Source organism: Staphylococcus hsinchuensis (assembly GCF_038789205.1).
Taxonomy (GTDB): domain Bacteria; phylum Bacillota; class Bacilli; order Staphylococcales; family Staphylococcaceae; genus Staphylococcus; species Staphylococcus hsinchuensis.
Genome location: NZ_CP128355.1, coordinates 896,875 through 909,667, shown reverse-complemented (window position 1 = coordinate 909,667; position 12,793 = coordinate 896,875). Strand labels below are relative to the sequence as shown.

9 protein-coding genes and 1 pseudogene are annotated in these 12,793 nt (G+C 33.4%); 3 read left to right on the top strand and 7 right to left on the bottom strand.

Going from position 1 to position 12,793, the window contains the following annotated elements:
• Positions 1-46 precede the first annotated feature (46 nt).
• Positions 47-517 carry an SRPBCC domain-containing protein gene (locus QQM35_RS04450; RefSeq protein ID WP_251518655.1) on the bottom strand — a complete coding sequence of 157 codons (471 nt, stop codon included), beginning with the start codon at positions 515-517 and terminating at the stop codon, positions 47-49.
• 106 nt (positions 518-623) lie between these two features.
• Positions 624-1,988, bottom strand: a complete 1,365-nt coding sequence (locus QQM35_RS04445) for an amino acid permease (RefSeq protein ID WP_251943404.1) — start codon at positions 1,986-1,988, stop codon at positions 624-626.
• 415 nt (positions 1,989-2,403) lie between these two features.
• Between QQM35_RS04445 and QQM35_RS04440 the strand changes: the two are divergent.
• The 3 genes and pseudogenes from QQM35_RS04440 (at position 2,404) to QQM35_RS04430 (ending at position 5,873) form a co-directional block, all read left to right on the top strand.
• Positions 2,404-3,411: pseudogene (locus tag QQM35_RS04440) on the top strand (fatty acid desaturase).
• Positions 3,412-3,687: 276 nt separating this feature from the next.
• On the top strand, positions 3,688-4,632 hold the full coding sequence (locus tag QQM35_RS04435) for an agmatinase family protein (protein WP_251943408.1): 945 nt from the start codon (positions 3,688-3,690) through the stop codon (positions 4,630-4,632).
• A 17-nt stretch (positions 4,633-4,649) separates the two neighbouring features.
• Positions 4,650-5,873 (top strand): Nramp family divalent metal transporter, encoded by a 1,224-nt coding sequence (locus QQM35_RS04430; RefSeq protein WP_251518647.1) that lies wholly within the window; start codon positions 4,650-4,652, stop codon positions 5,871-5,873.
• 497 nt (positions 5,874-6,370) lie between these two features.
• Here the strand turns inward: QQM35_RS04430 and QQM35_RS04425 are convergent, their stop codons facing one another.
• The 5 genes from QQM35_RS04425 to QQM35_RS04405 all read right to left on the bottom strand — a co-directional run bounded on the left by QQM35_RS04425 (position 6,371) and on the right by QQM35_RS04405 (position 12,791).
• The gene (locus QQM35_RS04425; RefSeq protein WP_342610540.1) at positions 6,371-7,267 is read right to left on the bottom strand and encodes a LysR substrate-binding domain-containing protein; all 897 of its coding nucleotides are present in this window, start codon (positions 7,265-7,267) and stop codon (positions 6,371-6,373) included.
• A 1,383-nt stretch (positions 7,268-8,650) separates the two neighbouring features.
• Positions 8,651-9,490 carry a sialate O-acetylesterase gene (locus QQM35_RS04420; protein WP_251518643.1) on the bottom strand — a complete coding sequence of 280 codons (840 nt, stop codon included), beginning with the start codon at positions 9,488-9,490 and terminating at the stop codon, positions 8,651-8,653.
• A 48-nt stretch (positions 9,491-9,538) separates the two neighbouring features.
• A complete protein-coding gene (locus QQM35_RS04415) occupies positions 9,539-10,501 on the bottom strand; it encodes an ornithine cyclodeaminase family protein (protein ID WP_251518641.1) in 963 nt (320 codons plus the stop codon).
• A gap of 202 nt (positions 10,502-10,703) precedes the next feature.
• Entirely contained in the window at positions 10,704-11,633 is a 930-nt protein-coding gene (locus QQM35_RS04410; protein WP_251943412.1) for an LCP family protein, read from the bottom strand.
• A gap of 15 nt (positions 11,634-11,648) precedes the next feature.
• Complete coding sequence (locus tag QQM35_RS04405; RefSeq protein WP_342610539.1) at positions 11,649-12,791, bottom strand: aminotransferase class I/II-fold pyridoxal phosphate-dependent enzyme; 1,143 nt, start codon at positions 12,789-12,791, stop codon at positions 11,649-11,651.
• Between the last annotated feature and the right edge of the window lie 2 nt (positions 12,792-12,793).

Here is a 12,793-nt window from a genome sequence, read left to right as displayed (position 1 = left end):
AAAAAGCTGAGGTTTACGTACTAACGTAAACCTCAGCTTTTTGCGTTTATAAATCAAGTTGATTTTTAATTTCGTTTGTTACTTCATCAAAGTTGTAATTTTGTTGGTCAAGTGGTGAACCTTTTTCTACTAACTGCTGTATACTTTTCATATGAAATTGCCATCCTGTAAAATCAGCTGCAATATGTGGAAACTCGTGAGGTAAATGTTCTTCAAGTGTTATTTGAGTTGCACCTTGTATTTCAGCTAATACAAACTTCACAGTACCTTTATCCCACGTGAAACCTACTACCTTGTTTGGCTCGTAATGCGTGATTTCCATTTCTTGTCGAGTATCTTCCATATTAAATACCACTGTGCCACCAACTTCTTGGTCTTTAAATGACAATTGAGGGAACCATTGTTGTATCCCTTCAGTCGTACTTAAATAAGGAAATACCTGATCTGTAGTGGCATCAATATGTTGTATGACATTTTGAGTGATACCTTGTTCGCCCTTCAAATATTTTACTTCCATTACATTTACACTCCTTGATTTCATTATAAGGTTCACATCTACTCTATTAGGTTATTCCTTTTTACAAATTACACAAAACCTCTATAAAGAAATTTAGAAACAAAAATTACTCATTCGTAGATTTAGATTTTTTCATCATAAACCAGTAAATAATGCCAAGTAAGATAAACCACAATGGAGATAGAACTACGCCCATGCGTGTATCAGGTGCAATAAATAAAAGCACTAATACAAAGACAAAGAAGAGTTGTACCACTCTCGCACTATGAATACCTCCTGGTAATTTATAATGGCTTTTTTTATGTTTTTCAGGATTATTCTTAATATATTTAATGTAAGCGTAAACGATAAACATCCATACAGCTACAAGTAAAATCGTTGATATCGCAGTTACATAGAAGAATACTTGCGTTGCGTTTGGTATAAAATAGTTCAGCAACACTGTAATCGATAGCAATAAACAAGTAACTAAAATGGAAATTACCGGTACCCCACGTTTATTTGTTTTCATTAAGTAACGGTTCGTCTGTTTTTTCTCGGATAAGCCATGTAGAATACGACTATTTGCGAAAATACCACTGTTACAAGCAGATGAGGCAGCTGTTAATACAACAAAGTTGATAACGCTTGTAGCAAAAGGAATACCAATAATTCCAAATAGACTAACAAATGGACTATCATTTGGATCGATTGTATTCCAAGGCATAATCGTCATCATTACAGCTAAAGCACCAATATAAAATAATAATATTCTCACTGGAACACTATTAATTGCTTTAGGAATTGTTTTGTGAGGATCTTTCGTTTCCCCAGCTGTAATACCTAGCATTTCTAAGCCAGTAAATGAAAAGACTACCATCTGGAATGACATAAAGAAACCAGATGCCCCATGAGGGAAGAAACCATCATGTGAGACTAGATTACTTAAACTAGTCTTACCATATGGCGTGTGAAATGCAAAGACAATCATCACTATTCCAATCACAATAAGAAAGACGATTGTAATTACTTTAATAATAGAGAACCAAAATTCAAGTTCCCCGAATACTTTCGTACTTGTTAAATTAAGTAACATTAAAATTAATACACACGATAGTGAAGTAATCCAGTTAGGTAAATCAGGTAACCAAAATTCTACATATTTTGCAACAGCGGTGATTTCTGCCATCCCTGAAGTAATCCAAGTTAGCCAATATGTCCACCCTGTCACAAATCCTGCAAATGGCCCTATTTCATCATGCGCAACATCTGCGAAAGTCTTATAACCTGTATTAGACAATAATACTTCGCCCATTGCACGCATAAATATAAATAGGAATAGACCTACAACAGTGTAAGTTAATAAGATCGAAGGCCCAGTAATACTTATAGATTGACCTGCCCCTAAGAAGAGACCTGTACCAATGGAACCACCAATGGCAATGAGTTGAACATGTCTGTTACTCAGCTCTCTGTTTAAACTATTCTGCATCTAATTACTCCCATTCACTTTGTTTTAAAAAGCATTATTAAATGACTAAATAGTGTTTACAACCCCCTTTAATATGTAAACGACTATTTTGCATCATTTGAAAAAACTAAATTAATGCTTTGTTGTATAATATTCTTTTTTTCAGAAAATTACAACTACTTTCAAAGTAAAAATGACTTAATTTCATAAAAATCTGTTGGGAATTTAGTCCAATTTCAATAATTTTTCTTTTCATTTTCTAGCATAGCCTTAAATCAAAAGACACAAATTTTTTTAAAAATCAACTAAAACATAAGTATTTTTTATAATATTAGACTAAAGTTATAAATATTTGTAATCGCAAATTTAATTTTATATAATAAATCCATGCTACAGAGAAACAGAATAAAAGCTTGTAGTGAAAAGGTTGGTAAAGATGGAAAAAGAAAAAAAGAAACAATTATTCAAAAATGTAAAGCCATTTGCGAAAACAAATCATAAAAAAAGTGCTATTCAAATAATGAATACATTATTACCATTAGCGATAATACTCATAGCAAGTTTACTTTTATTTCAAATTCATTGGTCACTTGCAGTTATTAGCAGCATCATCGCTTCAATATTTTTAGTTCGAACATTCATTATATTTCACGATGCATGTCACGGCTCTTATTTGAAAAAGCAATCACATAATAAAATACTTGGTAACATTACAGGTTTCCTTACGTTTTTTCCATATGAAAGATGGCGTAGAGAACATCTTATTCATCATGCCGGGAACGGTAATTTAGAAAAACGAGGAACTGGCGACATTTGGGTAATGACTGTCACTGAATATAGTGAAGCCACTAAGTTCAAACGTTTATGTTATAGAATATATCGTAATCCATTTGTGATGTTTGTCATTGGTCCATTCTTCTTAGTATTTGTATCAAACCGCTTTAACGTGAAAGACGCAAAAATGAAAGAACGTATCAATACATGGGCTAATAACGTGCTATTGTTATTAGTGTACGGTGGCTTATTTTATTTGTTAGGTCCAGCTCAATTTTTAGCTGTATTCTTGCCTATGGTATTCATCTCAGGAATGATGGGTATTTGGTTGTTTTACATCCAGCATACTTTTGAAGATTCTTATTTCGAAGAACCTTCTGAGTGGGACTATGTCAAAGCTGCGATTGATGGCAGTTCATACTATAAACTCCCTAAATTTATGTAATGGGTAACAGGTAACATCGGTTATCATCATGTACACCATTTAAATCCTAGAATTCCTAACTATGAATTAGAGACAACACATGAAAACGTCACACCATTGCAGCATGCAACTACGATTTCAATAGCTGAAAGTCTTAAATCGTTAAAATACAAATTATATGATGAAAGTCGTAAACGTTTTATTACTTTTAAAGAGTATACACGCCAATATAAAGCGACTTATTAAAGCAAATTAAAAAAGAGAGCGGGACAGAAATCTAATTCTCTAATAGAGGTTTCGCAGTCCCGCAAGTTGCCAAAGAGTCTGAGACACCTATTTTGTCTCAGACTCTCTTTTTATTTTTCACATAAACCAATAAAAGTATAATATACGTCCCCTTACCCAAATAAGCGTGTTCCAATTTTCAAAATGTGGTTATTATCGGGTTTTAGTTTTCAGACTTATTTGAAATGTCCGACTATTAACTATATAATTGTTTTCAATAAAGGGGATGATTAAATTATGAAACAAAATATTTACGGTAATGTACCTTGCTTTTTAAATGGAAAAAACTTAACACAATCACAATCGTTAGATACAGATGTGATTGTGTACGGTGTCCCATTTGAAGGTGAAAGCACATGGGGTGACTATACAGGCGTTGAACTTGGCCCTAAGCAAATTAGAGTAAGTTCAGCCCGTTATAGTCAATATTTACCTGAACTTAATCACATAGATATTAGTGAGCATTTATCTTTAGGAGATGTTGGAGACGTTCCTTATATTGCGCATAATAACGAAGAAAGCTATAAAAATATTGAAGCATTTGCCAAAAAACTATGGGAAAGTGAAAAATTCTTAGTCGGTTTCGGCGGAGAACACGGCGTCACATATCCAATTTTAAAAGCACTAACAAATACCGGCAAAAAAGTCGGTATCATACATCTTGATGCACACTATGATAATATGCCTGATTATGAAGGCGAAATATATGCCCGTAATACACCTTTTATGCATTTATATAACACTGAAGGTATACGAAATGAAAGTATTATTCACACAGGTATTCATGGACCACGTAATAAACCAGAAACAGGTCGTTATGCACAAGAAGCTGGTGCAGTAACGCTAACGATTAATGACATTAGAAATGCGAATGATTTAAAACAATACGCACGTGACATTTACAAACAGGCAAGTCAAGATGTCGATGTAGTATATCTGACGATTTGTAGTGATGTATTGGACTTCGCCTTTAACCCTGGTGGCCCGGTGGATGGTAATGGCCTCAGCTCTTATGAATTACTCACGATGATTTATGAATTCGCATCATTAGGTATTTGTGGCATGGACTATGTAGAAGTTTATCCAATGAATGATGCAAACCAAAACTCAGCCCATTTCGTTTCAACTGCGGTATTATACGTCTTAGCTGGTCATGTTGCTTATTTAAATAAAAATCAATAATACGAGGAGTGATTACCATGTTGAAAAACACGAGTAAACTGTTGAAGTCACTTGGACCTGGGATGATTATCACTGCCTCATTTATTGGACCTGGTACCGTTACGACTATGTCTCAAAGTGGAGCCGGTTTCGGTTATAGCTTGTTATGGGCTGTACTATTTTCAATTATTGCAACAATTGTATTACAAGAAATGATTATTCGACTATCGCTCGTTACAAGAGAAGGCTTAGGCGAAGCAATTCAAGATTTATTTGCACATAAAGTCGGCAAACTTATTCTCGTCTGCTTTACGTTGATCGCAGTAACAATTGGCTGCGCCGCTTATATTAGTGGAGACCTAATTGGTACTTCCTTAGGTGCTTCATATTTACTTCATTTACCTGAACACGTCGTAGCCCCTATTATCGGACTAATTATTTTACTCATTGGTTTATTTGGGAACTATCAGATACTCGAAAAAATTATGATCGGTTTAATGGTAGTTATGGGCATTATTTTTATCACTACAATGATTATTATCCGTCCCGATGTTATTGGTATTCTCAAAGGGATTTTTATCCCTTCACTACCCGATGGATCATTGTTAACTGTAATCGCTTTAATCGGAACAACAGTCGTACCTTACAATTTCTTTATTCATTCAACTGCAGTTCATGAACGCTTCGATAGTATTAAGGCGCTACGTTTCGCACGATGGGACACAATCATATCTATTTCAATCGGAGGAATTATCTCAGCAGCAGTACTTATTTCGGCTGCTAGATTAATGCACGGAAAGAAAATCACAAGTGTTATCCAACTTGCTGAACCTCTGAAGCCATTATTAGGAGATGCTGCTCCTATCGCAATAAGTATCGGACTATTTGCTGCAGGTTTATCCTCTGCAATAGCCTCTCCAACTGGTGCTGCTGCGACGATTAGTAGTTTGTTAAAATGGGATAAAGGCATGAACAGCAAAAAATACAAAACCGTATTCGCCTGTATCATATTAATAGGTATGATTACCTCTGCATTAGGATTCGAACCATTGCAAGTACTTCTTGTCGCTCAAGCACTCAATGGCATTATCCTCCCAACGGTAGCTATTTTAATATTTATCATTATAAATAAAAAAGGACTCATGGGTTCTCATGCAAACAATATATGGTTAAATATCATTGGTGGTCTCGTCGTTCTCGTTGTTACATTTCTCGGTATTTATAGTTTAGTAGATGCAATCAATAACTTTATTCATGCATAATCGAAATGAAGTCATTTATCTTAATACAACGATTTGAAGGTTGATACATTAAAAATAGCGTCCCAGATTACATTGGACATTGATGTAATCTGGGACGCTATTGATTTGAAGAGATATTGAACAATGAGGGGGATAAACAACCTGTGTCGTTTCAACTGTTTTGTATGTAATATAAATGTAAAAGCAGAATTAAACAGAGCGATACTAATATTCTGCGACTAACCTAAGATAGTTATAAGACATTAACAATTTAAGATGGTATGAGAACTATATAAGTACTATAGCCTTTTCAATAATAGAGATACCATACAATAGCAGCATTATTTCAATCGTCTCTGAAGTTTATATCATGGCTGCAATGCAATAATGGTTATGATTCGATTCAGAATTGAGAACCCCCTACAAGGTTATTATATTATTTCTTCACCTATGATAAAAATACATAGTTGGAATATATTATATTCGTTTACGGCATGCTTTAAAATGTGGAACTTCCATTATATATTTTTTGGACAGTCGGTCGTGGACCCTTTTAAAAATTCAATTAATTCACGTGTAGCAAAGTTCATATAATTACCTTTCTTCCAAATAACACCTAAATTCCATGAATCATCCGCCCCTTCTAAAGGTATACCAACAAGTTCATCATTTAAAATCTTCACGATACTTTCGGGCAAAACAGTTATACCAATACCATCCATAATCATATTCTCTATAAATGTAATCTGAGACATTTTAGCAATCGTTTTCGGTTCGAAACCTACATTTCTACAACTCTCAAAAAATTGATCTTTCAAATAGTAATCATCGTGAAACATTAAAAAATACTCATCTTTCAAATCTTTCAAATGAACAGCGTTCACGTCCGCATATTTAGAGTCTTTATTTACTACAAGTAACAACTGTTCAGTATATAAAGGTATTGAGTCATAAATATCATCGTTCACTGGTAATGTCGTTATACCAACATCAATTTCATCATTATTTAAAAATTGTTTAATGGCCTTTCCGCCACTTTCAATTACTTCATACGTTACATTAGGATATTTATTATGAAATTGTTTCAAACGTCCCGTAAAAAATCTTACATTCAGTATTGCAGATATCCCTAATCGAATATGCCCACTATCAAGATTCATAACATCTCCCATTTCAGATGTCATATCTTCAATTACTGCTAAAGTTTCCACACATTTTTCATAAAACACTTTCCCTACATCTGTTAAGACGATGTGCTTTTTACTACGATCAAATAACTGGATAGAAAATTCATCTTCTAATAACTTTATATTCTTACTGATTGTTGATTGTGCAATAAATAATTGCTCAGATGCTTGAGTCATGCCTCCACGTTTAACAACCTCGACGAAATACTTCATTTGTTTAAATTCCATGCTTGGCTCCTCACAATACACATTTATTTTTCGCCCGTTTAAAATTTAAATAATAATCTAAAAACAAGCACGTCATTGTATCAATATATTAATATTTTATTTTACAATATAATTACTATTACTAATAATTATAATTACAGCGACTTAATAATACAAATGTTATCAGTCCTTATTTCCAATTAATTTCCAAAAAATAGAACCACTTAACGTTAGGTTTTTAAAAATTTTTAATTATTTTTAAATAGCGTTTTTCGATAAAATTTACTCTGTTTTTAACTGAAAATTTGAATATATATTCTACAAAAAATCACTATAAATATCTAAAAAAATTGTCATTGTTTCTACAAGACTCATTTATTGATTTAAATTTAAATTAAATATACAAATCGCTTTACAATGCGATCCATCTGTGTCCGAGTTTTGAAATCCCTACAAAATCACTATATTATAACTGTGTTGAATAAAGTTGAAAAACATCATTAATTGTCACCTTACTCAATTTGTAAAAATTCTAATTACCGTTTAAATATTAAATAAGCGTGATAAAACTTTTTATTAAATTTTCTGAATATCTTGAATTTAAAATGTTTGAATTCGAGATAAATTGGTTAAAGATTACTGCTCAAATTAAACTGTAGAAATAAAAAAGATAAAATCATCTTAAGCCATGATTGTATTTTCAATAACTATACTTAGAGAGAGAAATTAATAGTTACTCTGAACATATTATACTTAGATTATTTTTTATTTTTACAAATTAATATGTTTGAGCTTAAAATCATTGGGTTATATTATTCATGTATGATCATTTGATAAGGAGGGATTTCGATGGTACACCGTTTCTTAACACTTTTAGGTCAATTCTTCTACGATGAGATTGGTTATTATGGTCAAGATAAACCTTATACAAAATAATTTTATTTTGTAACTAATTACAAAGGAGGCTTTACCATGATTGAAGATATTTATGAAGCTTTCATCGGATTCATCAAAAGAATCGGACTTTAATTTTCAAATTGGAACAACGACAAATTCAATCAGTTTTAATCATATAAATTAAAGTATAAGGGGGCATTTATAATGTTACATCGTTTCTTAACACTTTTCGGTAAATTCTTCAACGACGAAATCGAATATTATGGTCAAGATAAACCTTACACTAAATAATTTAAGCTAATATTAGTATTAAATTAATAAAGGAGGCTTTACCATGATTGAAGATATCTATGAAGCTTTCATCGGATTCATGAAAAGAATCGGACTTTAATTTCTAATTAGAATTTTTTTGGGCAAAAATTCTTAATTATTAGGCTGTATAATTTTTGCGGTTGATGGAACACGGATTCCACCAACCGCCTTTTTGTTTCATGTATAACATAATTTTTAATAAAGGGACTGCATTTGCTTCTCAAAATCTTCGTATGATATTTGATTTCTAGATAATTTAGCTATAAGCATATACATCTTTTCATTTTTCGTATATTTCTTTTTCGTTAACTTAGATTCAATATTCTCTTCCCCATTTAATGGTACATCCACATTACTTCTCTCATTAAACGCTTTATAATAACGCATACCAAACTTACGTTGTGATAATGCATCAATATGGATACCGTCAGGATTTGGCGTTAACGCTTGTGCTGTAACGAAATAACAATTGTCTTTTTGTTGCGCAACTTCTTGAATACATGTATTAATATGTTGAAATTCAGGCGCACTGAGACCGAAACCTTGCTGTCCGAGATAATCTCCTAATAACCCCATCACGAAAGGACACTCTGGCTTATTAAACGTTTCTCTTAAATAATCAATGAGACCTTTCAATTTTTCACTATAAGTCGCATAATTACCGTTTAAACTATCACTTTCACCTTGATGCCACAATATGCCGATAAGATCACTCGATTCCATTGCAAACTGAGTTTCTGCAATTGCATGTCTCGTTAACATTTGATCTTTCGCCCATTCATCAATTGATGTACCTCCATCAGCACAAGGAATGAGCCCAATTGTTTCATTTGGGTGCGCATCTACCCACATTTTAGCGAAAGAGGCTGCTGGACCGATACCAGCAACTGCTCGATCACTATGAATCGGTTCATCCATCATTTGCCAACGACCATTGCGCAGTACAAATATACGTTCATCTATAATTGGTTCCACTTGATTTGTGAACCCTCGACCAGCCATATTAGACTGCCCGATAAGTAACACTGATTTCATATTTTTCTTCCTCCAAACAATCTATTTCATAAAAACTGTTATTGACCTTTACGATTCATTTTGTTGTTTGAACTTTTGATAAAAATAGTTTGCCACTACAATATCAACAATAGCTAAACCTACTGATTTAAATACTGTCTTCTCTTCCTCTGAAGTTCGTCCATCGAGCTGGCCTGAAACGATACGACCTAACTCACCATATAAATCGTCTTTATTAAATTCACCTTCAGAAATAGGCGTCACTAAATCACCAGTTTCCTCTAAAGCTGCTTCAGCCGATTCAACGACAACTTTATCTGCAGATGAAACCACATGTGTCGGTAACTCTTGCATTTCAGGTTTAAACGATCCTACTGCATTCACATGTACACCTGGTTTCAACTCATTATTGAATACTGGTTCTGAGGCATTCGTTGCAGTAACAATCACATCGGCTTGATGAATAGCGTCTTCCACATTTTCAAAAACTTCAACGTCTAAATCTGAATGTTGACTCTGCACTTTCTCTGAAAATTTAACTGCTTTATCATATGTGCGATTAAAGAATTGAATGCGTTTAATATTTCTTTCTGCAAGTACTGCTTCAATTAATCCTTCAGCTTGATCTCCCGTACCAACTACACAAAGTGTTTCAGCATTTTCTTTCGCAAGGTAACGTGTTGCAACGCCTGAAATCGCACCTGTACGAATCTTCGTTAAGTATGAACCTTCTAGAACTGCTAACGTTTCCCCCGTTTCATAATCTGACAAAATGACCGAACCAACAATTGTATTTTTACCAATCTTCGTATTATTCGGTGCCATCGTAACCGTTTTTAGACCAACGATCTTTAGTTCATCAGATAAAGCCGGCATAACAAGATATCGATTATCCTCATTAAATGGCAAAACATAACGCAACGGTGTTTCGGTTTTACCTTCCGAATATGCCTGTAACGATTCTGCTACCGCATCCACAACCTCTTTCATATTTAATAATTCTGCTTGTTTTTGTTCATCTATAAATAACATCATTACACCTCTTTAACTTGAATTTTATCATTTAAAACTTTCAAAAATTTTTCTTTATATTCATAATAGCAATTATATAAATTTCAAATGACGTTCTCCTTCATTATCATATGAATATGAAACAGACACAATGATAATGTTTATGGTAAATATAAAAACCCGACAACATGACGTTGTCGGGTTAAGTTGAAAAATGATGGTGTTATTTTAAATTTAAATTTTTCTTATACGCATTGATAATGGCATCATTATTACCTGGATAGAAATAGTAAATACCATCTTCACCTTTTTTATTTTGTCCTTCTAAAGTGTGACGATTCACTTTATTTTGTGCATTTTTATAATCCGAACGAATACCATTTAGCTCAGTGATACTTAAGTCTGTCTTAACGTTATCGCCTGCTGCATCAAATATACCGTTCATCTTAGGAATAGAACTTGGTTGTAATGCTTTCTTCGCTACCGCTTCAATCACGAGTTGTTGACGTACCTGACGCCCTTCATCGCCACCAGCACCTGGTTCCTTTCTACTGCGCATAAAGTTCATTGCTTCTTTACCATCCATATGATATTTCTTCCCTTTTTTAAAATCATATCCTTTGATAAAGAAAGAAGCATTGCTGACTACATCTACGCCATCTAACTCATCGATGACAGTGGATACGCCGTCCATATTAATTGCGGCATAATGATCAATCGGCACATCCATTAATTTTTCTACTGATTTAACCGCCATGTCTGGCCCGCCATATGCATAAGCATGATTGATCTTATCTTCTTTATGCTTTCCTACAATTTCAGTTCTTGTGTCTCTTGGTACACTAATCATTTCTACTTTTTTATTTTTCTTATTAATTGACATTAAGATGATAGAATCCGAACGCTGACCTTCATTCTGTTGATGTCGCACCTTGTCATCATCAATACCAAACAAAGCTATAGAAATCGGTTCACCCTTTTTCACTTTGCCCTGCCTTAATTCAGAGTGATCTCCACGGTCAAGCGGATTATTAATCGCAGTATTCAAAGCTGTTAACTTGTAGAAAATAAAAGCAGCTACTAATAACACACCAATCGCTAAGATAATGAAGCAAATGAGAATAATCTTTTTAGTTTTGGATTTTTTCTTCATATTGGTGACAGCTCCTTACTTGTCACTATTTAAATCTTTAATTATTTGAATAACTCGATCCTGTTGTTCAGCTTGCATGTCAGAACTTGATGGAAGACAAATACCATTTTCGAATAAAGCTTTTGCATTATCACTATTTAATTTTATGAAGTCATAATTTGAATACAGTGGTTGTAAATGCATTGGTTTCCATACTGGACGAGCTTCGATGTTTTCTTTTTCTAAAGCTTCAATAACATCCTTAGATGAAAAACCAGCTTTTTCAGGATCAATCGTTAATGCAGTAAGCCATCTATTAGATTTAGAATTTGTAATCTCTGGTTGGAATTCGAACCCATTAATATTTCCTAATGATTGTTGATATTTTTCAAAAATGCTACGTCTTATACTCACCCTGTTATCTAAAACTTCCATTTGTCCTCTTCCAATACCTGCAGAGATATTACTTAATCGATAATTATAACCTAATTCACTATGTTCATAATGAATGGCTTTATCTCTAGCTTGAGTTGATAGGAATAATGCGTGATCTCTTGAAACCTTATCATTAGTAACTAACATACCACCGCCACTTGTAGTGATAATCTTATTACCATTAAATGAATAAATGCCGTAGTCACCAAAGCTCCCACTTTTCTTACCGTTATATTCTGAACCTAAAGACTCCGCTGCGTCTTCAATCAACACAACATCATATTGATTACAGATTTCACGAATTTCATTTAATTGAGCTGATTGCCCATATAAATTCACAACTATTACAGCTTTAGGTTTTTGTCCTAATTGTTCATACTTTTCAAAGGCTTTTTTTAATGCTTCTGGAGACATATTCCATGTATCTAGCTCGGAGTCAATAAATACTGGTTGAGCCCCTTGATAGAGAATTGGATTTGACGTAGCGCAAAACGTTAAAGAAGAACAAAATACGATATCGTCTTGACCTACATTACTTTCTATAAGTGCAAGATGTATTGCTGCTGTTCCACTACTCACTGCTAAAGCTTCTCCAACGCCTGTATAACGTTTGATATCATTTTCAAATTCTGTAACATTTTCACCTAATGGAGCTATCCAATTTTTTTCAAAAGCATCTTCTATATATTTTTGTTCATTACCGCCCATATGTGGTCTCGATAAAAATACTCTTTCTTTTTCCACTA